The sequence below is a fragment of the Paraburkholderia sp. Ac-20347 genome (assembly GCF_017104805.1).
Lineage (GTDB): Bacteria > Pseudomonadota > Gammaproteobacteria > Burkholderiales > Burkholderiaceae > Paraburkholderia > Paraburkholderia tropica.
Map to the genome: position 1 here is coordinate 1 of NZ_JAAGPN010000052.1, position 23,983 is coordinate 23,983.

A 23,983-nucleotide genomic window follows, 5' to 3' on the forward strand; every position below is an offset into this window, starting at 1 on the left:
GCTCGTGGCGTGGCCGCGTCCGTTCGAGAGCGTGCTGCTCGTGCCGGGCAGCGAGCGCGTGCTGGAGCGGCGCATCGTGTCGCTGTCGCGCGATCCGCGCGCGAGCGCCACGCTCGGCCTCGACAGCGACGCGCTCGCCGGTTCGGGCTACGTGCTGACCGGCGACAGCGGCGTGGTGCAGGTGAGCGCGACGCTGTTCTATCGCGTCGCCGATCCCTATGCCTACGCGCTGCAACTCGATCATCTCGACGACGCGCTCGAACGCATCGTCAGCGCGGCGGTCGTGGAGACGACGGCGCAGCGCGACCTCGATGCGATTCTCGTCGCGCGACCCGAAATGGTGGCCGCCGATCAGCAGATGGCCGTGCGCCGCGAACAGTTGCGCGGCGACCTCGCGCGCGCGATCCAGCGTCATCTCGATGCGCTCGCGGCCGCGCATGCGAGCCTCGGCATCGAAGTCGCGCGGGTGGACGTGCAGGCGTCGTTTCCGGGCTCGGCGATCGACGCGTTCAATGCGGTGTTGACGTCGATGCAAAACGCCGAGCGCGATGTCGCGAAGGCGCGCACGATCGCCGAGAAAACGCGCCAGGGCGCGCAGCAGAACGCCGACCGCATCGTGCAGGACGCGCAGGCGAGCGCCGCCGAACGCGTGGCGACGGCGCAGTCCGAAACCTCGACGATCGCGCAGCTCGAAGCGGCGCTCGCGCAGGATCACGATCCGGGGCTGGTCGCGCGTGCGTATCGCGAGCGCGTGCAGGCCGTGCTGGCCAAGGCCGCGCGCGTGACGACGCTCGATCCGAACGACGCGTCGAGCCTCGTCTTGCCGGGACGCGCGCCATGACGATGAATACGCAAACGGAAGCGCTCGAAGGCGATGCAGCGAACCTCGACCCGCACGACGCGCCTCACGATGCGCACGAAGCCCACGCCGATCACCTCGCGCCCGGCCTCGCGATGTCCGCCGAGGAGCGCCGCGCGATCACGCGCCACACGCTGCTCGCGCTGATCTCGGGCGGTTTGCTGCTGCTCTCGCTCGCGTGGCCGCATCTCGTTCAGGGCGACGCGACGCTCGCGCAATTGCTCGCGGCGGCCGCTTCGATCGTCGTCGCGCCGCCGGTGTTCGCGGGCGCGTGGCACAGCCTCAAGTCGCCGAGCCTGCACGGCGTGACCGACCGGCTGATTGCGCTCGCGATGCTGGGTGCGTGGGCCGTCGGCGACATGACGACCGCCGCGCTGCTGCCCATCGTGATGACCTTCGGCCACGCGCTCGAAGAACGCAGCGTGCTCGGCTCGCAGGAAGCGATCCGCGCGCTCGGACGGCTCACCTCGGGCATCGTGCGGCGCGTGAGCGCGACGGGCGCGATCGAGGAAGTCGCGTACGACGCGCTGCGTCCCGGCGATCTCGTCGACGTGCTGCCGGGCGCGCGCATCCCCGCCGACGGGTGCGTGCGCGAAGGCCGGTCGAGCGTCGACAACGGCCCGATCACCGGCGAGTCGCTGCCGCAGGACGCCGCCGAAGGCGCGAGCGTCTACGGCGGCGCGATCAATCTCGACGGACCGCTGCGCGTGGAGGTCACGCAGGTCGGCGAGGCGTCGACGCTCGGCAAGGTCGTCGAGTTGATGCAGCGCGCGGAAGCCGCGAAGCCGCCCATCACGCAGGCGCTCGAACGCTATATGGACGCCTATCTCGCGCTCGTGTTGCTGATCGCGGCGATTGTCTGGTTCGTGAGCGCGAACGCGTCGGCGATGCTCGCGGTGATCGTCGCGGCTTGCCCGTGCGCGCTCGTGCTGGCCGCGCCGGCGACGGCCATCGCGGGCATCGCGGCGGGCGCGCGGCGCGGCATGCTGTTTCGCAATGCGGCGTTTCTCGACAAGATCGCCGAGATCGATTCGCTCGTGATCGACAAGACCGGCACGCTCACGCACGGCGAGTTGCGCGTCACGCAGATCGCGTGGCAGCCTGGCGTGAACGAAGCGCAGGCGCGCGCGCTGGCCGTGCGGCTCGCGCAAGGCAGCGCGCATCCGGTGTGCCGCGCGCTGGTGCGCGACGGTCTGAATGCGGAAGCCGAAGCGCAGGCACAGGACGTGCACGATCTGCGCGAGCTTCGCGGCCTCGGCGTGCACGCGAACACGCGCAACGGCGAAGCCGTGCTGGGCCGCGACGAACTGCTCGCGCAATACGTGGATGTGCTGCCGTCCGCGCCCGCTGAATTCGACGGCCCGCGTGCAGGGCTCGTGCAAAACGGCAAGCTGCTCGCGTGGTTCGGTTTCGCGGATACCTTGCGCGCCGAGGCGCGCGAGGCGCTCGCCGATCTGCGCGCGCTCGGCATCGAACGCGAAGCGCTCGTGACCGGCGACCGCGCGGACGTGGCGCACAAGCTGGCGGCGCAGGTTGGCATCGCGACCGTGGTGGCGCAGGCGCTGCCGCACGACAAGCTCGATTACGTGCTGGGCGAGATCGATGCCGGGCATCATCCGCTCGTGGTCGGCGACGGCCTGAACGACGTGCTCGCGATCAAGGCGGGCTCGACGAGCGTGGCGATGGGCGAACGCGGTATCGACATCGCCGTGGCATCCGCCGACGTGGTGTTGCTCGCCGACGATCTGCGCCGCCTGCCCGACTGCATCCGGCTGGGCCGCCGTTGTCGCCGCATCGCCACGGCCAACGCCGCGATCGGCTTGACGTGGACGGTGGCCGTGATCGCGCTGGCGGCGCTGGGCGCATTGAGCGCGGTGGCGACGGCGATCCTGCATAACGTGGGCACGTTCGTCGTGATCGCGAACGCGGGCCGCCTGCTGCGCCGCGAGGACCACGAGCAGCACGCCACTTCGCGCCCAACGCCAACACACGAACCATCATGAACGACACGTCTTCCCATTCGACGCCGACTCTAACGGGCGACATCGTCGAACTGCGTCCGCTGCGCGCCGACGACGCACGCGCCCTGATCGATGCCGCCGCCGACGGCGAACTCTGGAATCTCAAAGTGACCGTGGTGCCGGGACCGGGCACCGCCGACGCCTATATCGACAAGGCGCTCGAAGGCGAGCGCGCGGGCACCGTCATGCCGTTCGCGATCGTGCAGCGCGCGACGGGGCGCGTGATCGGCAGCACGCGTTTCTGGAAACTCGACCGCGCGAATCGCAAACTCGAAATCGGCCATACGTGGCTCTCGGCGTCGATGCAACGCTCGGCGGCGAATACCGAGGCGAAATATCTGCTGCTGACTTATGCGTTCGACACGCTGCAGTGTGTGCGCGTGCAATTCACCACCGACGAATTGAACGAGAAATCGCGCGCGGCTATTTTGCGCATCGGTGCGAAACAGGAAGGCATCGTACGCCACGAACGCATCATGCCCGATGGACGCAAACGCAATTCCGTGCGCTTTTCCATCATCGACGACGAATGGCCGGACGTGCGGGCGAATCTCGAAGCGCGTTTGAAGTTGCGTTAATCTGCGTGAATTCGCGTGAATTCGCGTGATTTCGCGCGCGTTCGAAAACTAGAAGAGACTCGCCTGGCCGGAAATCACGGTTTCGAATTCTTCGCGCAGGAACGGCAGAATTGCATCGGCGACCGGCTGCAACTGACGCGAGAGATAGAACGCGTAATCGAGCGGCGAACTGAGCGTTTCGAGCGGTTCGGGACCGGCCGTGGTCATCACGTAGCTGATCCAGCCGCCGTTCTGATATTGCAGCGGACGGCCAAGCTGGCGATTGAACTCGTCGGCGACACGCGCGGCGCGCACATGCGGCGGCACATTGCGCTGATATTCGCTGAGCGGGCGGCGCAGCCGTTTGCGAAACACCAGTTGGTCGTCGAATTCGCCACGCAAGGTCCGTTGCACATAGTCGCGAATATAGTCGGCGTACGGCTCGCGCTGAAACACGCGGCGATAGAGTTCGCGCTGGAATTGCTGCGCGAGCGGCGTCCAGTCGGTGCGTACGGTTTCGAGTCCCTTGAACACGATTTCTTCGCTGCCGTCTTTCGCGCGCGACAGGCCCGCGTATCGCTTCTTGCTGCCTTCTTCGGCGCCGCGCACGGTGGGCATCAGAAAGCGCGAATAATGACGCTCGAACTGCAGTTCAAGCGCGCTTTCCAGACCGAAGCGCGTCTGAAGATGCGCTTTCCACCAGGCGTTGACGTGCGCGACCAGTTCGCGGCCCGTGCGCGTGGCGTCCTCTTCCGAATGCGCGCGCTTGAGCCAGACGAAGGTCGAATCGGTATCGCCGTAAATCACGTCGTAACCTTGCGACTCGATCAATTCACGCGTTTTACGCATGATTTCGTGGCCGCGCATGGTGATCGACGAGGCGAGACGCGGATCGAAAAAACGGCAACCCGTCGAACCGAGCACGCCGTAAAACGCATTCATGATGATCTTGAGCGCTTGCGAAAGCGGCGCGTTCTTCATGCGTTTGGCCTGTTCGCGGCCTTCCCATACCTGCCGCACGATTTCGGGCAGACAGTGCATCGTGCGCGAGAATCGCGCGCCGAGAAAGCCGGGCACGGAGGCGTCGTCGCCGGGCTGACGCAAGCCCTCGATCAGCCCGACCGGATCAATCAGAAACGTGCGGATAATCGACGGATACAGGCTCTTGTAATCGAGCACGAGGACCGAATCGTAAATGCCGGGCCGCGAATCCATCACGAAACCGCCGGGGCTGTTTTCGCCCACGATGTCGCCGAGATTGGGCGCGACATAACCGAGCCGATGCATGCGCGGCAAATATAGATGCGTGAAAGCCGCGACCGAACCGCCGCTGCGATCCACGGGCAAGCCCGTAACCGAGGCGCGTTCCAGCAGAAACGCGATCAATTCGGTCTTCTCGAAGATGCGCGTAACGAGTTCGCAGTCTTTGAGGTTGTAGCGTGCGAGCGCGGGTTTGTCTTCGTCGAAGCGGCGCTGGATTTCGTCCATGCGCTGATACGGATTGTCGATCGACTTGCCTTCGCCCAGCAGCGTTTGCGACACCGATTCGAGACTGAACGACGGAAAACTCCAGGTCGCGGAACGCAGGGCCTCGATGCCGTCGATAATCAATCGGCCCGCCGCCGCGGCGAAATAGTGATTCTGATTGATGCTGTGCTCGCGCCATTCCATGACGGCGCCACCGCGGCCGAGGCGCAATGGCACGCCATATTGACGCGAATGTTCGTGCAGCACGCGCAAATCGAATTGCACGAGATTCCAGCCGATAATCGCATCGGGATCGTGCCGCGCCATCCACGCATTCAGGCGCTCCAGCATCTGCGCGCGGGTGTCGCAATACTCGAAATCGAAATCGAGCCCGCTCGCATCGCCATTCTCAGGCGCGAGCATATACACCTGACGTTGTCCGCAACCTTCGAGCGCGATCGAATACAGTTCGCCGCGTGCGCTGGTTTCAATATCGAGCGACACGAGTTTCAACGCGGGACGATAATCGCTCGCGGGCTTCATCTCGCCGTCGATCAGCACGCCGCGCGCGTCGGGCGTGCCGCGAAACAGCACGGGCGCGGTGATGAAACGCTCCATCATGTAGCGGTCGGGCGGCTGAATATCGGCTTCATAGACATTCACGCCGGATTTCGCGAGCCGCTTCGCCGCGCCGGACAAGTGCCGATACTGGCGCGCGTAAAGCCCGAGCACGGGCCGCTGATGAAAGTCCTTCAATCCGAGCGGACGCCATTCCACGCCGGTTTTCGCGTCGAATTCGGCGCGCGCCGCGTCCTGCTGCTCGACCGGCACGAAGGCCACCGAGGTCTGCGCGCGCAGACGCAACTGACGCGGCCCGGTCGGCGTGGCCAGCCAGAAGTCGACTTCGGTATGCGTGGGCGTGTCGCGCCAATGGCGGGTGAGGATGAAGCCCTCGTTCAAACTCGCCTGCGCGTCGGCATCGGCGCCCGCCGTCAATTCACCCTGAAACTCGCTCACGTCCCGTACCCGCAGGCCTGCTTGGATTGCAGGCATTGTACCGCTGCATGCGGGCGCGGACGTGCGGATGTGTGGACGCGCGGACGCCGCGCCGGGCGTCCGCGCTGCGGGGATTACTCGTCGCCGCGCAAGCCGAGCGACGGCAGCGAGCGTGTGCCTTCGAGTTCGACCGAGTGCAGCAGATGCGGATCGAGATCGAGCGCGCGCAAGATCGTCGGCGCGACCTGGGTGGTTTCGACGCGCTCCGTCACCTTGCGACCGCCGTGGTGCAAACCGGCGTACGACACCACGAGGCCGAGATGGCTGTCGTCGGGCGCGTTGCCGCCGTGTTCCTCGTCCTTCGATTTGCTCGACGTGTAGATCACGCCCGGATTCGGCTGCACGACGATATCGGGCGTGCGGCCTTGCGCCGGATCGCCGAAACGCTGTTGCAGCGCGTTGCCCGTGAGCACATACGCTTGCGGACCATCGGCGCAGATGCCGGGCGCGTTGCACGACAGATTGCGCTTGAGCGTGGCGACCACCGCGTCGCGCTGGCTTTGATCGCGCAGCCAGATCAGGCCCACGTCGTCGGTCTGCACGAAGCCGGTATTCACGAGCCCGGTGCCGTCGTTCAGATTGCCGCTCTTCGTGGCGTTCTGGCCGAACTGGCCGTTCGGATCGAGATAATTGTTGGCTTCGAGCAGCGCGGTCAGCGTGTCGCCGTTCTTCACGAGCTTGCTGTGGTCGGTGGGCGACTGTCCGTGCTTCGCGGTCACGATGATGAGCGTGGACTTGTACAGATTCTGCTGCTGAAGCGCAGCGACGATGCGGCCCAGCGACGTGTCGAGATACGCGATCGCATTCGTGACTTCCGGTCCCGGCGTGAAGCTCGCGTCGAGATAGCCGCCGCCCGACGCGACCGTCGCTTTCTGCGCGACGCTCAAGGTCTGGAAGTTGGTGCCGAACAGCGTGGGCACCGGTTCGTCGCGCGTGCCGGTGGAATCCTTGCCGCCAATCTGATTCAGGATCGCCTGCACGTGAAAGTCGTCGAACTGCTCGGTGTGCGTATAAATATCGGTGTAATTCGTTTGCGTGGCGGGATCGATCGAATTGATTTCGGTGCGCGCGAGATCGTCCACGCCGCGTCCCGACGGTCCGTTGAGCCAGTCGTAACCCCACGCGTGCTTGTCGGCCCAGGCGGTGCGCGAACCGCTCAGATTCTGCTTCACGACTTCGAAGATCGTGTTGGTTTTCACGTAATCGTGCGGAAAGACCGGCACGCATTTCTTGCCCACACGTGCGCGCGGAATCGCTTGCGGATTGAATGCGCCGCCGCCGTCGAGATGCACGAGCGCGCCGCCGTTTTCTGCATCGATGCCGGTGGTTTCGTCGAATACGACATTCCAGCCCTGCTTGCCGACGCAGCCCGTGTCGTTCGGTGCGTAAAGCGTGCGGTCGTAGGAGACGTCATAGAAAAGACCGGCCGATTTCGGCGAGCCGCCGGTGACGAGCGCGGCGAGTCCGGGGAAAGAATCGGAAAGGCCCGGCGTATAAGCGTTCGTATACGTCACACCCGATTTCGCGAGCAGCGCGAGATTCGGACAGGTATTGCCGCTGATGCAGCGCGAAACATCCTGTTCGTGCAGACCGTCGAAACTGATCAGCAAGACATGTTTGATATCCGACGCTTCGCCCGCCTGCGCGGGCGCGTGGACGCCACCGAGCGCGAGTGCGCCGGCGCCGAGCGTCGCCGTCATGACCGCTTTTGCCGCTTTCCACCGCCGTGCTGTCTTCATTGTTCACCTCATTCGTTCGTGGGGAAATCACGCGAAAAAAATCAGTGAAAATTTGCAGGCGTATTACGTCCGCGCGGTGACGCTCGACTTTCAATTACATTTTATTACCTGGAATTGATTGCAGTTGCAGCTTCGGCCGACACGACGAGTCGCTGACGCAAATGTTCGAGACGTCGCGTTTGCGCGATCACGATGCCGGGCGTGGCGAGCGCTTGCTGTACGCGTTCGAGCCAGTAATGAAGTCCGAATACGGCGGCTTCGCGATCGGCTTCGATGGCGCGTTCGAGGTGTGCGATGGCGGCGTCGAGATTGCGTGGCGTATAAGGACTCGGCGGACTCGGCGGACTCGCGCGATTCACGCGGACCACGTTTTCGAGTCGCGCTGCGCGATCGACATCTCGATGTGAATCACGTCGATGGCGAGCGCGCGAATAGGAGGATGCGTTGCGTTGATGGTCTTCATGCGGGCTGCGTGGAGAGTGGCAATGGCCCGCATGGTCGGTCGTCAATTGGACAGATGCTGTCCGATTGCGACGGATTTTTTATTGGCCGAATGCGTTGTCGTATCCGGACATCGACTGTCCGGATGCGGGCGTACATTGCATTACGTGCCCACTCACTTCGATTGGCGCAGTCACCGAAATCACAGCGCGCTTAACGACGCGCAACGGAGCCACGCACATGATCAACAATTCCAACTCGCCGCTCGAACATCTCGCCGCATTCGCCATCACGCTCGCCGTGGGCGTGATTTCCACGGTCGCGCTGGGCAAGTACATCGACAAAGTGCGTCGCGATGCAATTGCATCGGTCACGCAGCAGCGTTGACGCGCGCAGTGATTCCACCGGATCTCGCAACGGTCCCTTCTTGCACAAGCCCTTAGTTCGAAAATATCGGTATTCGACACTCCTCCCTTCATCAACAACGGATCGACACGGCTTGCGCGCCGTGCCGTTCCTATTGGATCGGGGAGATTGGATTTGTACGCAAGAACATGGGGAAAAAGCGGCGGCCTGCTGTTTATGGCGCTGGTCGCGAGCGGCGCGGCCCACGCGCAAAGCAGCGTCACGCTGTACGGCAAGATCGAAGACGGGCTCAACTACACGAGCAACGCGCGGGGCCAAAGTGCGTATCAACTGGAAAGCGGTTACGACTATGGCAGCCGCTGGGGATTGAAGGGCAGCGAGGATCTCGGCCGCGGCACACGCGCGATCTTCCAGCTTGAAAACGGTTTCGACGTGAATACCGGACGCAATAGCCAGGGCGGCCGCGAATTCGGACGTCAAGCGTGGGTGGGCATCGCCTCCGACCAGTACGGTACGCTGACGCTGGGCCGCCAGTACGATCCGAGCGTCGATATGTTTTCGCCAACGACGGCCAATGGCAACTGGACCGGCTATATCTTTGCGCACCCCTACGACAACGACAACACCGACTACTCGTTCCGCGCGAATAACGCCGTCAAATACGTTTCGCCGACTTACCACGGATTCAGCGCGGAAGCGATGTATGCGTTCAGCAATCAGGCGGGCGGATTCGCGGACAACCGCCTTTATGGATTCGCCGCGCAATACGTACACGGCGGATTGACGGTCGCGGCGTCGTATTTGAAGCTGAATCACCCCGGCACGACATCGGGCGCAGTGTCCGACGACAGCACCTTCAATGCGACGTCGCAACAGAATATCGGCGTGGGTGCGAATTATGCGTTTTCGAACTGGCTGCTCGGCATTGCGTATTCGCATGTCGATGTTTACGACCCGACCGCGAATGCCTATTTCACATCCGATGGCGGCGCGACGCAGCCCACAGGCGGAACCTGGCACGCGTGGAAATTCGACAACGTCGAAGTCAACGCGCTCTATCACTTCACGCATGCGCTGTATCTCGGCGGCGCGTACACCTACACCCAGGCGAATCTCACTTCGAGCGTCGGCAGCTTCCGCCCGAAATGGCATCAGCTGAGTCTCAAGCTCAATTACGACCTCTCGCCGCGCACGTCAATTTATCTCGAAGGCGCGTGGCAACATGCCGTCAGCGCGCATACCGGCACTCAATTCGACTACGCAAACATTCCGGGTTCGGCCGATATTTCGTCTGGAGAAAACCAGATGCTTTATCGCATTGCACTCATTCACGGCTTCTGATCGTCTGACCTCATGCCCATGCGATGCGTTGTCCGGTTGCGGTATTGGGCCGCACAACGCGCGCTAATACGTTTTAGCCTGTATTTAAAGGGTATTCTCCATTTGCCTGACAACTGCAAAAAATACACCCATAGCGGATAGCCCAGGGTTAATACCTAATTCCGTATTGCACAAAATTGTTAAATTTGTGGCTTAGAATCAAGTCTCTAAATGGCGCCGCGAAGCTTGCAGGCAGCTGAAATGAGAGATCGAACGCTACGTTCCGGGCCGATTTTCGATGCGCCATTTAGTCAATCTATTTAGCATTTCTAATCATGGAGCATCGTCGATGACTGTTTCCGCACCCGAGCATCTTCGCGCCAATTACGAATCTGGCGTCGCGACCTGGTTTGCTCTGATCACGCCCGCATGGCAAGGCGCGGAAGCGGTGGTCGCGCTCAACATGCAGGCAGCGCGCGCGGCGCTCAACGAGAACGAAGCCGCATTCAAGGGCGCACTGCAGACCGGCAGCCCGGTGGAGTTCTTCACGCAGCAGGTGAATGCATCGCAGCAACTCGCTGCGAAAAGCCTCTCGTATAGCCGCCATCTGTTTGACATCGCCACGAAGACGCAAGCCGCATGGACCGACGCCGCGCAGGCGCAGGCCACGCAGCAGGAGCGCAATCTGAAGGCGTTCACCGACCAGTTTTCGCAACACGCACCCGCGGGTTCGGAAGCTTTTATCGCGGCAATGCGTTCCACCTTTTCCGCATTCGGCAATGCCGCTGAAAGCATTCGCGGCATGACCCGTCAGGCCGTCGAAGCGACGCAAAGTCAATTCGACACGGCCAGCGCAGCGGCCACCGCCACCGTCGCTGCAAAACAATAATTCTTCGCTTTACATGACGTGGAAAGACGACGCGCACGATGTTGTGTGCGCATCGTCTTTCCCGGTTTCACCGATTCGTCATTCACGTGTGATAAGACCTCAATTCGCCGCGGCGATCGCATCTTCGCATGCGTGACGGATCGTTTTAATCAGCGTGAATATGCATCGCGGATTTCGTGAGTACTTCTAACGCAGGAATGGAAAATGACTGAGATTGTGATCGTTTCGGCCGCACGCACCGCGGTAGGCAAGTTCGGTGGCTCGCTCGCGAAGGTGGCCGCGCCGGATCTGGGCGCCATCGTCATCAAGGCGGCGCTGGAGCGTGTGGGACTGAAGCCCGAGCAGGTCAGCGACGTGATCCTGGGTCAGGTGCTGACGGCCGGTTCGGGCCAGAATGTGGCGCGTCAGGCTTCGATCAAGGCGGGTCTTCCGGCGGCGGTGCCGGCGATGACGATCAACAAGGTCTGCGGTTCGGGCCTGAAAGCGGTGATGCTGGCTGCGAACGCGATCATCGCAGGCGACGCCGAGATCGTCGTGGCGGGCGGTCAGGAAAACATGAGCGCGGCGCCGCATGTGCTGCCGGGCTCGCGCGACGGCTTCCGCATGGGCGATGCGAAGCTCATCGACAGCATGATCGTCGACGGTCTGTGGGACGTGTACAACCAGTACCACATGGGCGTCACGGCGGAGAACGTCGCAAAGGAATATGGCATTACGCGCGAAGAGCAGGACGCGTTCGCTGCGGCTTCGCAGAACAAGGCGGAGGCCGCGCAGAAAGCCGGTCGTTTCGACGACGAAATCGTGCCGGTCGAAATTCCGCAGCGCAAGGGCGATCCGCTCGTCTTCAAGACCGACGAATTCGTGCGTCACGGCGTGACGGCGGAATCGCTCGCGGGCCTGAAGCCGGCGTTCTCGAAGGAAGGCACGGTGACGGCGGCGAATGCGTCGGGCATCAACGACGGCGCGGCGGCGGTGGTCGTGATGTCGGCGAAGAAGGCCGAAGAACTCGGTTTGAAGCCGCTCGCGCGCATCAAGGCGTACGCGAGCGCGGGCGTCGATCCGAAGGTGATGGGCATCGGTCCGGTGCCGGCGTCGAAGCGCTGCCTGGAACGCGCGGGCTGGTCGGCGAGCGATCTCGATCTCATGGAGATCAACGAGGCGTTCGCGGCGCAGGCGCTCGCGGTGAACAAGCAGATGGGCTGGGACACGTCGAAGATCAACGTGAACGGCGGGGCGATTGCGATCGGCCATCCGATCGGCGCATCGGGTTGCCGGATTCTGGTGACGCTGCTGCACGAAATGCAGCGCCGCGACGCCAAGCGCGGTCTGGCGTCGCTGTGCATCGGCGGCGGCATGGGCGTGGCGCTCGCAATCGAGCGCGGCTGATCCTCCTTTAAGGTTGATGGGGTCCGCACGGCGCCGGCGTGCCGGCGGCCCCAATAAAGTGTTCGCGCAATATCAGACGTTAGTAAAACCCGCGCGCGCTTGCTTGCAGCGTCCCCACACACACGACGCTTGCCGGGCAACGAACAACGTGACGGACCCTCGAGTGGTGTCACGCCATTATTTGATGTATGACTCTCGCGGATATACAGGATGACTAATCGTATTGCATTGGTAACGGGCGGAATGGGCGGTCTTGGCGAGGCGATCAGCGTGCGCCTGCACGACGCGGGCTACAAGGTCGTTGTGACGCATTCACCCGATAACGCCGGAGCGAAGGACTGGCTGTCGCGCATGGAATCGGCGGGCCGCGGATTTCATGCGTATGCGATGGACGTGGCGGATTACGACTCGTGCCAGCGCGGCGCCAACAAGATTCAGAGCGAAATCGGTCCGATCGATATTCTGGTGAACAACGCCGGCATCACGCGCGACATGACGTTCCGCAAGCTCGACAAGGTGAACTGGGACGCGGTGCTGCGCACGAATCTCGACTCGATCTTCAATATCTCGAAGCCTTTGTGCGACGGCATGGTGGAGCGCGCGTGGGGGCGCATCATCAATATTTCGTCGGTGAACGGCTCGAAGGGTTCGGTAGGGCAGACCAATTACGCGGCGGCGAAAGCCGGTATGCACGGTTTCACCAAATCGCTCGCGCTGGAAGTGGCGCGCAAGGGCGTGACGGTGAATACGATTTCGCCGGGTTATCTCGCGACGAAAATGGTCACCGCGATTCCGCAGGACATTCTCGATTCGAAGATCCTGCCGCAAATTCCGATGGGCCGACTCGGCAATCCGGACGAAGTGGCGGCGCTCGTGCTGTTCCTGTGTTCGGACGACGCAGGTTTCGTGACCGGCGCGAATATTCCGATCAACGGCGGCCAGCACATGCAGTAATGCAGTGATGCAGTATTGACGTGAAGACAACGCGCGCCTTGTTGCGCGCGTTGTCCATTGCGCCATTATTTCGGCAACAGGCTCTTGCGGCTGCGATTACGCGGCTTGGGCTCGACGCCCACGCGCGGATCGCGCGCGAGCACGAGGGCCGTCAATTCTTCCACGACTGTTTCGAAGGCCGGGTCGGCCTGCGAGATATACAGCCATTTTCCGAGCACGGGATGTGGACGCAGCGCCGGAATCGCGTCGATCAGCGCGGCGTGACGGTCTTTCGACGTGCACACGAGCATGCCGCTCCAGGGCTCGCCGCGATCGGCGGCAATCAGACAGAGCAGGCCGTCGATATAGGCGGCGTCGCAGCCGAACATCAGCTTGCGGACGTAGTTTGGCTCGCGCTCGAAGGCGTCGAAAATCCAGACGAGCGAATTGCGGATGGAAGACGGCATGGCGTTCGGTTCCTCGACGGTCCCGCCACGCGCGGGACCTCGCGAAACATCATACGTGATCGCGTCGCTCAGGCCGTCTTGCGGTCGAGCGAGAACGACACCATCAGCACGGCGATGCCGAGCGCCGCGAGAATCGCGCCCACCCAGCCCGTCGCGATCCAGCCGAAACCCATCGCGATCACGATGCCGCCGAGCCACGCGCCGAGCGCATTGGCGATATTGAACGCGCTGTGATTGAGCGCGGCGGCGAGCGATTGCGCGTCGCCGGCCACGTCCATCAGGCGCGACTGGAACGCCGGCGTGCAGGCCGAACCGAAGCCCACGCAGAACAGGATCGGCAGCATCGCCCAGAGGTGCGGCGCGGCGACCACGAACACGAGCAGGATGACCGCCGTGAACGCGTACATGCCGAACATGGTGCGCTTGAGCCAGCGGTCGGCGAGCCAGCCGCAGGCCATATTGCCGAGAATCATGCCGACGCCGATCAGCGCGAGCGCCCACGGCACGTGATAGCTGGCGACGTGCGTGACTTCGGTGAGCGTGGACGCCACGTAGCTATAAACCGAGAAAATGCCGCCGAATCCGACCGCCGAGGCGAGCAGCGTGAGCAGCACTTGCGGACGGCCGAGCGCGCCGAGTTCGGTCAGCGGGCTCGCTTTGTTCGACATCGGCAATGTCGGCACCGACCACGCGATCATGCCCGCCGTGACGAGCGCGATGATCGCCACCGCCGCGAAACACGCCTGCCAGCCGAGCCCTTGACCGAGCCAGGTGGCGACCGGCACGCCGATCACATTCGCGACGCTCAGGCCCAGCATGACCTTGCCGATGGCCGCGCCGCGTTTGTGCGGCGGCACGAGCGCGGCGGCGGCGAGCGCGGCCAGGCCGAAATACGCGCCGTGCGGCAGACCGGCAATAAAGCGGCTTACGAGCACAAGCGAATAGCTGTGGAAAATCGCGCTCGCGCCATTGCCGATCGCGTAAAGCAGCATCAGCAGAATCAGCAGTGCGCGGCGCGGCATTCTCGCGAGCAATACGGTGATCAACGGCGCGCCAACGACGACGCCCGCCGCATACGCGCTGATCATATGGCCCGCTTGCGGAATCGATACGTGCAGATCGCCGGCCATTTCGGGCAGGATGCCCATCGCGGCGAATTCGGCGGTGCCGATGGCGAATCCGCCGAGGGCAAGCGACAGTTCGGCGATGCCGAGTCCGTGCGGCGGCTCGATGGGCGCCACAACGCGCTCGACGTGTTCTTCCCGAACAGGGGTTTCTGCAGAGGCACTCATGATTTTTTCTAAAGACTTATTGCGTACTCGATGGGCGATTCGCCCATTTGGCGTGGTGGAAAGCGGGTTGACGGATGCAGCAGGTTAAATGAACAAAATAAATGCACAAATTAAGTGCAAAAACGGAGGCAAAAAAGTAGTGCGAGGCGAATGCGCAGACGAAAGCCGTGGATGCCGCTAACGGGCATTGGGGAATGGGCAGTTCGGTTGGCGTTCGGCTGGCTTGGGCTCGGCCGCGGTTTTGTCCGGCTCTTTGCCCGGCATTTCGTCATTTGTCAGGCAAGACCGGTTCGCAGCGTATCACCTGTTGCGCGATCGCGCATGACAACACCGCGTCAGTGCGCCATCGGATGCACGGCGAGCGAATGGTCGAAATACGCGCGCGTCGCTCGGCATGCGGAATTCCGGCGTTTCGAGCGCCGCTTTTTTCGCCACCGTTATGCAACAGAATTTATTGCGCGCGCGTTTAGCCGTCCGTGAAGACGTCGGGAAGGTCTTCGAGCGCCGCCGATCCGACAGGGCGCAACACGAGTTCATAGCCGAGCGCATTCGCCATTCGGCAAAACTCTTTTACGCCGACACTGCCCGAGCATTCCGCATTGGTGATCGTGCGGCGCGCGACGCGGGCGTGATCGGCGAGTGTCTGTTGCGTGAGCTTGCGCTCGCGCCGGGCGTCGCGCAGGCTGCTGCCGAGACGTTCGGCGTCGGTATTCGATTCGTTGGGGACATTTTTGCGCATGATTGTGCGCATGTTAGACCACTTCGATCTCGATTGCGCAAAATTGTGCGCATGACAATGAGTGCCTCGGCGGCTGAGTGGGGCGGGTGGGAGCAGATCTTGTGCCTCGAGCGATTCCTGGTCCACTTTCATGAGGCGCTGTTGAGAGCAAACACGAGCGCAAAAGCGCCCTTCAATGAGAGCCGCTTATCGCGAGCAATGACGATTTAGACTTCTCGATGGACGCTATCGATCGCTTCAATTCGCCACGTCATTGGCTCACGGATCGAATCGCTACGTCTCGCATTTGGCTCGCGTTTGCCTCGCGTTTGTCTCGTGTTTGTCTCGCGCAGCATCATCGTTCTTAAAAGAAAAACACCAACGCGGACGTGCGCGATAGCGATAGCCGAAATCACGATGCCGGTCTTGCATAAAAAATGCGGTAAAGACAGCACAGCGCTTTTTTTCACAGCGATAGAAGCCTGCGCTAGCGCATGCACAAGCGCCTTATGTTTCAATTTTTGAAATTGCGGACCGTGCACGTCGAGCGCACGACATGGCATGCGAAGAGAAAAATGACCGGGTATTTCGTTCGCTGTTAGCTTGCGGTGAAAGCGTTCGAAAGATTTTCGTGGCGAAAAAGTCAAATTCAGCCCGTCTATTGATCGAATACGGACACGCAATTTGCAAGTGTTGCCGCTTTGCCTTCATAATCTGTTTGGCGCAATGATATCGCCACAATGTCTCCGGCCAAACTTCGAGATGCCAAAGAAGTCTTTTTCAGGCAGAGCCGCGAGACGCATTCCTGACAGGGAGGGAAGAATGGTTACGCTCGACTCGATCAACTCGAAAATTGCAAAACTCCAGAAGCAGGCGTCCGCCATTGCGGAAAAGCAGACGTCGGTCGGCCTCGCGAAAATTCGCGATCTGATGCACAAGCATGGCTTGAGCCTCGTCGATATCGAAAGCTTTGTCGGGAAACGGCGCGGTCGCAAACCGGGCGTGAAGGCCGCGAACGGCGTCGTTAAAACCCGGCGTGCAAGCGCGCCGGTCGCGCCGAAATACGCCGACCCGAAAACGGGCGCAACGTGGACCGGTCGTGGCCGTGCACCGGCCTGGATTCGTGACGTGAAAGACCGCTCGAAATTCCTGATCGCCGGCGCGGTGGAAAGCAAGGCAGCCGCTGCAAAGAAAGCACCGGCAAAACGCGCGGCTGCGAAAAAGCCGGTCGCTACGAAAAAGGCCGCTGGCCGTCGCGCTGCAGCTCCGGCTGGCGCCACGCGCGCTCGCAAGACTGTCGCTGCGAAAAAGCGCGGTGCGCCGCGCAAGACGGCTGCAAAGCCGGCAACGACTGCTGCAGCACCGGCAGCGGCTGCGGAATAAAACCGCATAGCAGTTGAATAACCGTGGCTGGCGGAGCGCTGCTCCGCCTTTTCGATGGCGCAAGGCTGGCCGCGGTTGTTAATTGCTCCACCACTTCATTGTTTCAATCTCTCTCGCTTCATTGCCTTCGACCGCTCACTTCAACATCGAGTCGGTTTATCTTCCGCTTATCCAGTCTGAAATCGCGCGTAGCATTCTGCTGCACTGCGCCAATCCACTCGACTTCCTCCCATTTGCAGTTAGCCTCGAATCGCGCGGGCAGGAAATTCACGCGTCGAAAGTTTGGCGATCTGAAAAGCCGAGCTCTCACTTAGCCTCGTTTTAATCCGCTTGCTTTCGTACGAACGCGCTTTTGCATCATTAGCCGACTAGTAATCGCACGCATTTAATCAGGGTTCCGAATGATTGACGTGCCTTCGATAGCAATGCATTCGCTTTCATACACCTGTCGTTTCGCAGACTGATAGACGCTCGCCGCGCTGACCCGATCGTTTTCCCCTACGCTTTCGCCAGGCGATCTCCACCCAGCCGCACGGACGTCCGCGCGCCCTTCGAGCGAATTCCGCGGGTTTTCCCTATTTCACGGCCGTCGCACCGAGCCCGATTGCGAAGTCTTGCAATCCCCATCTGTTTCGTTTATCGAACCGTTCGCGCGTCACCGCGTTCGCGCACCGTGCGGTGATCTGCCGCAAGCCGCGCGAGGCCTTATGCGGCTTGGCTTTCAGGCTTGCAAGCCTGCGTCGAAAAGTGCCACGCCACTCCTTGCATTCCACGTTCGGCCGCTTGACTTGTGGTTAACCCGTAGTAGCCTCGGATCGGCGGTCTCCTTATTGTCAGCGCCAATCGACCGGAAAATCCGGCGAGCGCGGCTAGACAAGATGAATTCGCGGTGCGCGTTGCACGAATGTGCGGGCAGCACCGCCATGACAGAGGAGACGAGGCAATGGCGGGGAGCAGGGTTATCGACATCAAGGCCTTCATCGACGAGCAGAAGATTACGGCGTACCAGTGGTTGCTGGTCGCACTGTGTTTTCTCGTCGTGACGGCGGACGGTATGGACGTGGCGATCATGGGTTTCGTCGCGCCGCCGATTCTTCACGAATGGGCGATTTCCCGCCCCGCGTTTGGCCTCGTCATGAGCGCGGCGCCGCTCGGTCTCGTGATTGGCGCACTGGTCGCGGGTCCGTCGTCGGATCGCTTCGGGCGCAAGGTGGTGTTGCTGTCGTCGATTTTCGTCTTCGGGATCTTCACGATCGCGACGGCGTTCACGAGCACGCCGACTGAAATGGCCGTGCTGCGTCTGCTGACCGGTATCGGCCTCGGCGCGGCGATGCCGAACACGACGACGCTGCTGTCGGAGTACGCGCCGCAACGCAAGCGCGCGCTGATGATCACCATCATGTTCACGGGCTTCAATCTGGGCTCGGCGCTGATTGGATTCGTCGCGGGCTGGCTGATTCCGACGCACGGCTGGCGTGCGGTGCTGATCGTCGGCGGCGCGCTGCCGCTGGTGATGATTCCGCTGCATCTGTGGCTGCTGCCGGAATCGGCGCGTCTGCTGGCGGTGCGTGGTGCAGCCTCGGCGCGGATCGCGCAGATCCTGAACCGCGTCTGCGAAGGCCGCTTCACGGGTGAAGAGCGCTTCATCTCGAACGAGCCGCCGGTGCCGTCGCGCAAGCCCATCGGCATCCTGTTCTCGCAGGGCTATGGCGCGATGACGCTGCTGCTGTGGGTGACGTATTTCATGGGCCTGCTGGTGATTTATCTGCTGACGGGCTGGCTGCCGACGCTGATCAAGGACGCAGGTCTCTCGGTGACGGTCGCGGCCAACGTGACGGCGATGTTCCAGATCGGCGGCACGATCGGTGCGGTGATCGTCGGCTGGCTGATGGACAAGACGCGCCCCGCGCCGGTGATCAGCGCGGCTTATGTGGGCGGCGGGCTGTGCGTGCTGGCGGTGGCGTCGGTGGGCGCGCTGTCGTCGAGCCTGACGATGCTGGTGTTTGCTGCGGGCTTCTGCATGAGCGGCGCGCAGACGGGGTTGAATGCTTTTGCGCCGGGCCGTTATCCGACCCAGGCGCGCGCCACGGGCGTGAGCTGGATGCTGGGCATGGGCCGTTTCGGCAGCATTTTCGGCTCGGCGATCGGCGGTGCGCTGCTCGGTCTCGGCTGGGGTTTCGAGTCGATTCTCGCGACGCTGGCGGTGCCGGCGGTGCTCGCAGCCATCGCGATCCTGTTCGCGCAGCGTACGAGCGTGGCGGCGGCGAACGCGACGGTGGGCGCCTCGCATTGAACCGTTTCAAGAATTTTTCATGTAGTACGGAATACTGATGATCATTGACATCCACGGTCACTACACGACCGCTCCCAAGGCGCTGGAAACGTGGCGCAACCGCCAGATCGCGGGCATCAACAGCCCGTCGGAGATGCCGTCCGTCTCCGAGCTGAAGATCAGCGACGACGAGCTGCGCGAGTCGATCGAGCAGAACCAGCTGCGCCTGATGCGCGAGCGCGGCCTCGATCTCACGGTGTTCAGCCCGCGCGCCAGCTTCATGGCGCACCACATCGGCGATTACGAAGTGTCCGCCACGTGGGCCGCGATCTGCAACGAGCTGTGCTACCGCGTGAGCCAGCTGTTTCCGGAGCATTTCATTCCGGCGGCGATGCTGCCGCAAAGCCCCGGCGTGGATGTCGCCACCTGTATTCCCGAACTCGTGAAGTGCGTGGAGCAGTACGGCAATGTCGCGATCAATCTGAATCCGGATCCCTCGGGCGGCCACTGGACGAGCCCGCCGCTCTCCGACCGCTCGTGGTATCCGATCTACGAAAAGATGGTCGAGTACGACATTCCGGCGATGGTGCACGTGAGCACGAGCTGCAACGCGTGCTTCCACACCACCGGCGCGCATTATCTGAACGCGGATACGACGGCGTTCATGCAATGCCTCACGTCGGATCTGTTCCGCGATTTCCCCACGCTGAAATTCGTGATTCCGCACGGCGGCGGCGCGGTGCCGTATCACTGGGGCCGTTTCCGCGGCCTCGCGCAGGAAATGAAAAAGCCGCTGCTCGAAGAGCATCTGCTGAAGAACATTTTCTTCGACACCTGCGTGTATCACCAGCCGGGTATCGACCTGCTGACGAAGGTGATTCCGGTCGACAACATTCTGTTCGCGAGCGAAATGATCGGCGCGGTGCGCGGCATCGATCCGCAAACGGGCCATTATTTCGACGATACGAAGCGCTACGTGGAAGCCGCGGACATGAACCCGGACCAGCGCTACAAGATTTACGAAGGCAATGCGCGTCGCGTGTATTCGCGCCTCGACGCCACGCTCAAGGCACAAGGACGTTGAACATGACTGAACTCGGAGTGGTGTATCGCAACATCGCCCGCGCGGAACGCCGCGCGGCGGACGAACTCGGCGCGCTCGGCAGCGCGACCGTGCACGAAGCCATGGGCCGCGTCGGCCTGATGAAGCCGTATATGCGGCCGATCTACGCGGGCGCGCCGGTGAGCGGCACGGCCGTGACGGTGCTGCTGCATCCCGGCGACAACTGGATGATGCACGTGGCCGCCGAGCAGATTCAGCCCGGCGACATCGTGGTCGCGGCCATCACGGCCGAATGCACCGACGGTTATTTCGGCGACCTGCTGGCGACCAGCTTCAAGGCGCGCGGCGCGCGTGCGCTGATCATCGACGGCGGCGTGCGCGACGTGAGCGTGCTGCAGGAAATGGGCTTCCCGGTGTGGAGCAAGGCGATTTCGGCGAAGGGCTGCATCAAGGCGACGCTCGGCTCGGTCAACATTCCCGTGGTGTGCGCGGGCGCGCTCGTGAATCCGGGCGACGTGATCGTGGCCGATAACGACGGCGTGGTCGTGGTGCCGTCGGCGAAGGCCGTCGAGACGCTCGATAAAGCCATTGCACGCGAATCGTTCGAAGGCGAAAAACGCGCGAAGCTCGCTTCGGGCGTGCTCGGCCTCGACATGTACAAGATGCGCGAGCCGCTCGAAAAGCTCGGGCTGCGCTATATCGACTGAGTTGTTTTCGCTGGGTTGTCGGCGTTGTCGCAATTGTCGTAGCGCTTCGGCGCATGCAGGCAGGTGAGGCACGGCATCAGGCAGGTGGAAGGAGACAGAGCATGTTCAAGTGGTACACCGAGTTGACGAAGCCGGAGAAGCGCACCTACTGGGCGTGCTTCAGCGGCTGGGGACTCGATGCGATGGATACGCAGATGTATGCCCTCGCGATTCCCACGCTGATCGCCCTTTGGGGCATGACGCGCGGCCAGGCCGGCATTCTGGGCACGACGGTGCTCATCATGGCGTCGCTGGGCGGCTGGATCGCGGGTATTCTCGCCGACCGCTACGGACGCGTGCGCATCCTGCAGATCACCATTCTGTGGTTCTCGGCGTTCACGCTGCTCTCCGCGTTCACCGACTCGTTCTGGCAACTGATGATCACGCGCGGGCTGCAAGGTCTCGGCTTCGGCGGCGAATGGGCCGTGGGCGCGGTGCTCATCAGCGAAACGATCCGTCCGCAAGTGCGCGGCCGCGCGGTTGGCTCGCTTCAGGCGGGCTGGGCCGTGGGCTACGGCGTGGCCGTGCTGCTCTCCACGTTGCTGTTCAACACGCTCGAACCGGCGCTTGCGTGGCGTGTGATGTTCGCCATCGGCCTGCTGCCGACGCTGCTCGTGCTGTGGATTCGCCGACACATCAAGGAAGCGCCGGTGTTCGCGCAGATCCAGCGCGAGCACGCCGAGGACCGCCCGAGCATCTGGGAAGTGTTCGCCGCGCCTACGCGCATGACCACGTGCAAGGCGATCCTGCTGACGTTCGGCATCTACGGCGGCAACTATGTGATGATCACGTGGCTGCCGGCGTACCTGAAACTCGCGCTGCATCTGTCGATCACGAACGTGGGCGGCTATCTCGCGATCAACATTCTCGGTTCGTTCGCGGGCGCGTTCCTGAACGGCTGGATGGCGGATCGATTTGGCCGCCGTTATACGTTCATCGTGATCGCGTGCCTGCAGGCGATTGCCGTGGCCACGTACACGCTCGTGCACATCACGCTGCCGGTCACGCTGGTGCTCGGCTTCGTGCTGGGCACGCTGCAGTCGGGCACGGCGGCGGGCACCGGCGCGTATATCGCCGAACTGTTCCCGACGCGCATCCGCGCCTCGGCGCAAGGGCTGTGCGGCAACGCGGGCCGCGCGATCGGCGCGATCATGCCGACGATGGTCGGGGTGCTGAGCGCGAAACTCGAACTCGGCGCGGCAATGGGCATCTGCGCGTGCGTTTCGTATCTGCTCGTGGTGACGGCGGCGCTGATGCTGCCCGAAACGCGCGGCCGCGATCTCTCGCAAGTCGCAACGGACGACGACGCGGAGCCCGCGCAAGACGCGCACGCCGCCGACGCACGCCTGCAACGCGTGAGCGTCACCGAGGACGCAGGCGGCGCGCGCCGCCCGTAAAACCGGACGTATTGCAGCAACGGCGCCGCGTGGAGGCTCACGCGGCGCCGTTGTCATTTCTGCCCGCCGAGATCGCGCTCGCGAAGGTATTGCGCCCCGTTCGACGCGCGTGAAATCGCGCCATCGCCGCCCTCGCGGATCGTTCCCGCTAGAATTGGCAGCGTGGACGCCGCCTGCAGGCGCGCGTCCGCGACTCCCTGCCATTCTCCGATTCGATCCACGCGTGACCACCGCCACCCTCGAACAACTGCGCGCCGGCCGGCTTGCCGGCGCACGACAGCTCAAGCTCGCTTGCGGGTTGACCGAATTCCCGCGCGAGATTTTCGATCTCGCCGACACGCTGGAAGTGCTCGACCTCTCGGGCAACGCGCTGACGTCGCTGCCCGACGACCTGCCGAAGCTGCGCCATCTGCGCATTCTGTTCGCGTCGAATAATCCGTTCACCGAGCTGCCGCCGATGCTCGGCGATTGCGCGTCGCTGAGCATGGTCGGCTTCAAGGCGAACCGCATTCGCCACGTTGCGGCGAGCGCGCTGCCGCCGTCGTTGCGCTGGCTGATCCTCACCGACAACGACATCGATGCATTGCCGCCGGAAATCGGCGAACGTCCGCAATTGCAGAAGCTGATGCTGGCGGGCAACCGGCTGCGGACGCTGCCGGAGACGATGGCGGGCTGCGAGCGGCTCGAACTGCTGCGGGTGTCGGCGAACCGGCTCGATGCGTTGCCGGACTGGCTGTTGCGTCTGCCGCGGCTCGCGTGGCTCGCTTATGCGGGCAATCCGCTGAATGCGATGCGCGAACAGGCGGCGCTCGCGGATGCTTCGGTGCCCGATATCGACTGGCATACGCTCGCGCTTGGGCAAACGCTGGGCGAGGGCGCGTCGGGCGTGACGCATCGCGCGACGCGTCTGTTGAAGGACGGGCATCCGGCCGAGGCCGTCGCCGTGAAGCTGTTCAAGGGCGCGGTGACGAGCGACGGATTGCCGGAGCTGGAAATGGCGGCGTGTTTGCAGGCGGGTCGGCATCCGAATCTGATTCCGGTGCTGGGCAAGGCCACGGGACATCCGCTCGGCGAGCATGGACTCGTGATGGCGTTGATCGATCCGGCGTTCGGCAATCTCGCGGGGCCGCCCAGTCTCGAGTCGTGTACGCGCGATGTGTACGCCGCCGATGCGCTGTTCGACCGGACCGTGGCGCTGCGGATCGCGCGTGGGATGGCGTCGGCGGCGCGGCATCTGCATCGGCGCGGGATCATGCACGGCGATCTGTATGCGCACAATATTCTGCATGACGGCGCGGGGCACGCGTTGCTCGGGGATTTTGGCGCGGCGTCGTTGTTCGATACGCGTGATGAGATGCTAGCGAAGGCGCTCGAGCGGATCGAGGTGCGGGCGTTCGGGTGCTTGCTGGAGGAATTGGCGTTGCGCCTCGCGGGGGAGGCTGGCGCGCTGGCGGCGCAGTTTCAGGCGCTGGTTAAGGCGTGTTTTGCCGTGCGCGTCGAGGAACGGCCTTCGTTCGATGAGGTGGTGGCGCGACTGGATGCGATGGCGGGGTAATGTCGGCGACGGCACGTTGGATCGACCAGGTGTGCGGCGCTTGAGGGTTTGCGCGC

At 62.9% G+C, this 23,983-nt stretch carries 22 protein-coding genes; 15 read left to right on the top strand and 7 right to left on the bottom strand.

Annotation, left to right across the window (positions count from 1 at the left end; genetic code table 11):
• The 3 genes from G3N97_RS12870 to G3N97_RS12880 all read left to right on the top strand — a co-directional run.
• Positions 1-841, top strand: an 841-nt coding sequence (locus G3N97_RS12870) for an SPFH domain-containing protein (protein ID WP_205993553.1), incomplete at its 5' end; no start/stop codon positions are given.
• The gene (locus tag G3N97_RS12875) at positions 838-2,862 is read left to right on the top strand and encodes a heavy metal translocating P-type ATPase (RefSeq protein WP_241030552.1); all 2,025 of its coding nucleotides are present in this window, start codon (positions 838-840) and stop codon (positions 2,860-2,862) included. The genes G3N97_RS12870 and G3N97_RS12875, both read left to right, overlap by 4 nt.
• Positions 2,859-3,458 carry a GNAT family protein gene (locus tag G3N97_RS12880; RefSeq protein WP_205993554.1) on the top strand — a complete coding sequence of 200 codons (600 nt, stop codon included), beginning with the start codon at positions 2,859-2,861 and terminating at the stop codon, positions 3,456-3,458. Before G3N97_RS12875 ends, G3N97_RS12880 begins: the two co-directional genes overlap by 4 nt.
• Positions 3,459-3,506: 48 nt before the next feature.
• Here the strand turns inward: G3N97_RS12880 and G3N97_RS12885 are convergent, their stop codons facing one another.
• A complete protein-coding gene (locus G3N97_RS12885; RefSeq protein WP_241030557.1) occupies positions 3,507-5,864 on the bottom strand; it encodes a DNA polymerase II in 2,358 nt (785 codons plus the stop codon).
• A 170-nt stretch (positions 5,865-6,034) separates the two neighbouring features.
• Entirely contained in the window at positions 6,035-7,699 is a 1,665-nt protein-coding gene (locus G3N97_RS12890) for an alkaline phosphatase family protein (protein ID WP_205993556.1), read from the bottom strand.
• Between G3N97_RS12890 and G3N97_RS12895 the strand changes: the two genes are divergently transcribed.
• Positions 7,659-7,817 carry a hypothetical protein gene (locus G3N97_RS12895; protein ID WP_205993583.1) on the top strand — a complete coding sequence of 53 codons (159 nt, stop codon included), beginning with the start codon at positions 7,659-7,661 and terminating at the stop codon, positions 7,815-7,817. The genes G3N97_RS12890 and G3N97_RS12895 overlap by 41 nt on opposite strands.
• On the opposite strand, the gene G3N97_RS12900 is transcribed toward G3N97_RS12895, so the two are convergent.
• Complete coding sequence (locus G3N97_RS12900) at positions 7,804-8,058, bottom strand: hypothetical protein (RefSeq protein WP_205993557.1); 255 nt, start codon at positions 8,056-8,058, stop codon at positions 7,804-7,806. The two genes, G3N97_RS12895 and G3N97_RS12900, sit on opposite strands and share 14 nt — an antisense overlap.
• A gap of 322 nt (positions 8,059-8,380) precedes the next feature.
• On the opposite strand from G3N97_RS12900, the gene G3N97_RS12905 reads away from it, so the two are divergent.
• The 5 genes from G3N97_RS12905 to phbB all read left to right on the top strand — a co-directional run bounded on the left by G3N97_RS12905 (position 8,381) and on the right by phbB (position 13,055).
• Positions 8,381-8,527 carry a hypothetical protein gene (locus tag G3N97_RS12905; RefSeq protein ID WP_205993558.1) on the top strand — a complete coding sequence of 49 codons (147 nt, stop codon included), beginning with the start codon at positions 8,381-8,383 and terminating at the stop codon, positions 8,525-8,527.
• 195 nt (positions 8,528-8,722) lie between these two features.
• On the top strand, positions 8,723-9,847 hold the full coding sequence (locus tag G3N97_RS12910; protein ID WP_205993577.1) for a porin: 1,125 nt from the start codon (positions 8,723-8,725) through the stop codon (positions 9,845-9,847).
• A 328-nt stretch (positions 9,848-10,175) separates the two neighbouring features.
• The gene (phaP, locus tag G3N97_RS12915; protein WP_205993559.1) at positions 10,176-10,715 is read left to right on the top strand and encodes a TIGR01841 family phasin; all 540 of its coding nucleotides are present in this window, start codon (positions 10,176-10,178) and stop codon (positions 10,713-10,715) included.
• Between the two features lie 204 nt (positions 10,716-10,919).
• Positions 10,920-12,101, top strand: a complete 1,182-nt coding sequence (locus G3N97_RS12920; protein WP_205993560.1) for an acetyl-CoA C-acetyltransferase — start codon at positions 10,920-10,922, stop codon at positions 12,099-12,101.
• 210 nt (positions 12,102-12,311) lie between these two features.
• Entirely contained in the window at positions 12,312-13,055 is a 744-nt protein-coding gene (phbB, locus tag G3N97_RS12925) for an acetoacetyl-CoA reductase (RefSeq protein ID WP_205993561.1), read from the top strand.
• 65 nt (positions 13,056-13,120) lie between these two features.
• On the opposite strand, the gene G3N97_RS12930 is transcribed toward phbB, so the two are convergent.
• The 4 genes from G3N97_RS12930 to G3N97_RS12945 all read right to left on the bottom strand — a co-directional run bounded on the left by G3N97_RS12930 (position 13,121) and on the right by G3N97_RS12945 (position 16,158).
• The gene (locus G3N97_RS12930) at positions 13,121-13,501 is read right to left on the bottom strand and encodes a hypothetical protein (RefSeq protein WP_205993562.1); all 381 of its coding nucleotides are present in this window, start codon (positions 13,499-13,501) and stop codon (positions 13,121-13,123) included.
• 68 nt (positions 13,502-13,569) lie between these two features.
• Entirely contained in the window at positions 13,570-14,793 is a 1,224-nt protein-coding gene (locus G3N97_RS12935; RefSeq protein ID WP_205993563.1) for an MFS transporter, read from the bottom strand.
• 466 nt (positions 14,794-15,259) lie between these two features.
• The gene (locus G3N97_RS12940; RefSeq protein WP_241030553.1) at positions 15,260-15,664 is read right to left on the bottom strand and encodes a helix-turn-helix domain-containing protein; all 405 of its coding nucleotides are present in this window, start codon (positions 15,662-15,664) and stop codon (positions 15,260-15,262) included.
• Positions 15,665-15,738: 74 nt separating this feature from the next.
• Complete coding sequence (locus G3N97_RS12945; RefSeq protein WP_205993564.1) at positions 15,739-16,158, bottom strand: hypothetical protein; 420 nt, start codon at positions 16,156-16,158, stop codon at positions 15,739-15,741.
• Between the two features lie 115 nt (positions 16,159-16,273).
• On the opposite strand from G3N97_RS12945, the gene G3N97_RS39960 reads away from it, so the two are divergent.
• The 6 genes from G3N97_RS39960 to G3N97_RS12975 all read left to right on the top strand — a co-directional run bounded on the left by G3N97_RS39960 (position 16,274) and on the right by G3N97_RS12975 (position 23,927).
• Positions 16,274-16,894, top strand: a complete 621-nt coding sequence (locus G3N97_RS39960) for an H-NS histone family protein (RefSeq protein WP_277397734.1) — start codon at positions 16,274-16,276, stop codon at positions 16,892-16,894.
• A 943-nt stretch (positions 16,895-17,837) separates the two neighbouring features.
• Positions 17,838-19,187, top strand: a complete 1,350-nt coding sequence (locus G3N97_RS12955; protein ID WP_065060990.1) for an aromatic acid/H+ symport family MFS transporter — start codon at positions 17,838-17,840, stop codon at positions 19,185-19,187.
• A gap of 37 nt (positions 19,188-19,224) precedes the next feature.
• Positions 19,225-20,250: an amidohydrolase family protein gene (locus G3N97_RS12960; RefSeq protein WP_065060989.1), complete on the top strand. Its 1,026-nt coding sequence runs from the start codon at positions 19,225-19,227 to the stop codon at positions 20,248-20,250.
• Between the two features lie 2 nt (positions 20,251-20,252).
• Positions 20,253-20,936 (top strand): 4-carboxy-4-hydroxy-2-oxoadipate aldolase/oxaloacetate decarboxylase, encoded by a 684-nt coding sequence (ligK, locus tag G3N97_RS12965; RefSeq protein WP_205993565.1) that lies wholly within the window; start codon positions 20,253-20,255, stop codon positions 20,934-20,936.
• Positions 20,937-21,037: 101 nt separating this feature from the next.
• Positions 21,038-22,372, top strand: coding sequence for an MFS transporter (locus G3N97_RS12970; protein WP_241030554.1), 1,335 nt, complete (start codon positions 21,038-21,040; stop codon positions 22,370-22,372).
• Positions 22,373-22,595: 223 nt separating this feature from the next.
• On the top strand, positions 22,596-23,927 hold the full coding sequence (locus tag G3N97_RS12975) for a leucine-rich repeat-containing protein kinase family protein (protein WP_346778064.1): 1,332 nt from the start codon (positions 22,596-22,598) through the stop codon (positions 23,925-23,927).
• The last annotated feature ends 56 nt before the right edge of the window (positions 23,928-23,983 follow it).

What these genes read in the sequence shown, in the direction of transcription:
- G3N97_RS12875 (WP_241030552.1), top strand. Translation starts at nt 838, where the DNA reads ATGACGATGAATACGCAAACGGAAGCGCTCGAAGGCGATGCAGCGAAC.
- G3N97_RS12880 (WP_205993554.1), top strand. Translation starts at nt 2,859, where the DNA reads ATGAACGACACGTCTTCCCATTCGACGCCGACTCTAACGGGCGACATC.
- G3N97_RS12895 (WP_205993583.1), top strand. Translation starts at nt 7,659, where the DNA reads ATGACCGCTTTTGCCGCTTTCCACCGCCGTGCTGTCTTCATTGTTCAC.
- G3N97_RS12890 (WP_205993556.1), bottom strand. Translation starts at nt 7,699, where the DNA reads ATGAAGACAGCACGGCGGTGGAAAGCGGCAAAAGCGGTCATGACGGCG.
- G3N97_RS12905 (WP_205993558.1), top strand. Translation starts at nt 8,381, where the DNA reads ATGATCAACAATTCCAACTCGCCGCTCGAACATCTCGCCGCATTCGCC.
- G3N97_RS12910 (WP_205993577.1), top strand. Translation starts at nt 8,723, where the DNA reads ATGGCGCTGGTCGCGAGCGGCGCGGCCCACGCGCAAAGCAGCGTCACG.
- phaP (WP_205993559.1), top strand. Translation starts at nt 10,176, where the DNA reads ATGACTGTTTCCGCACCCGAGCATCTTCGCGCCAATTACGAATCTGGC.
- G3N97_RS12920 (WP_205993560.1), top strand. Translation starts at nt 10,920, where the DNA reads ATGACTGAGATTGTGATCGTTTCGGCCGCACGCACCGCGGTAGGCAAG.
- phbB (WP_205993561.1), top strand. Translation starts at nt 12,312, where the DNA reads ATGACTAATCGTATTGCATTGGTAACGGGCGGAATGGGCGGTCTTGGC.
- G3N97_RS12930 (WP_205993562.1), bottom strand. Translation starts at nt 13,501, where the DNA reads ATGCCGTCTTCCATCCGCAATTCGCTCGTCTGGATTTTCGACGCCTTC.
- G3N97_RS12935 (WP_205993563.1), bottom strand. Translation starts at nt 14,793, where the DNA reads ATGAGTGCCTCTGCAGAAACCCCTGTTCGGGAAGAACACGTCGAGCGC.
- G3N97_RS12940 (WP_241030553.1), bottom strand. Translation starts at nt 15,664, where the DNA reads ATGAAAGTGGACCAGGAATCGCTCGAGGCACAAGATCTGCTCCCACCC.
- G3N97_RS39960 (WP_277397734.1), top strand. Translation starts at nt 16,274, where the DNA reads ATGCCAAAGAAGTCTTTTTCAGGCAGAGCCGCGAGACGCATTCCTGAC.
- G3N97_RS12955 (WP_065060990.1), top strand. Translation starts at nt 17,838, where the DNA reads ATGGCGGGGAGCAGGGTTATCGACATCAAGGCCTTCATCGACGAGCAG.
- G3N97_RS12960 (WP_065060989.1), top strand. Translation starts at nt 19,225, where the DNA reads ATGATCATTGACATCCACGGTCACTACACGACCGCTCCCAAGGCGCTG.
- ligK (WP_205993565.1), top strand. Translation starts at nt 20,253, where the DNA reads ATGACTGAACTCGGAGTGGTGTATCGCAACATCGCCCGCGCGGAACGC.
- G3N97_RS12970 (WP_241030554.1), top strand. Translation starts at nt 21,038, where the DNA reads ATGTTCAAGTGGTACACCGAGTTGACGAAGCCGGAGAAGCGCACCTAC.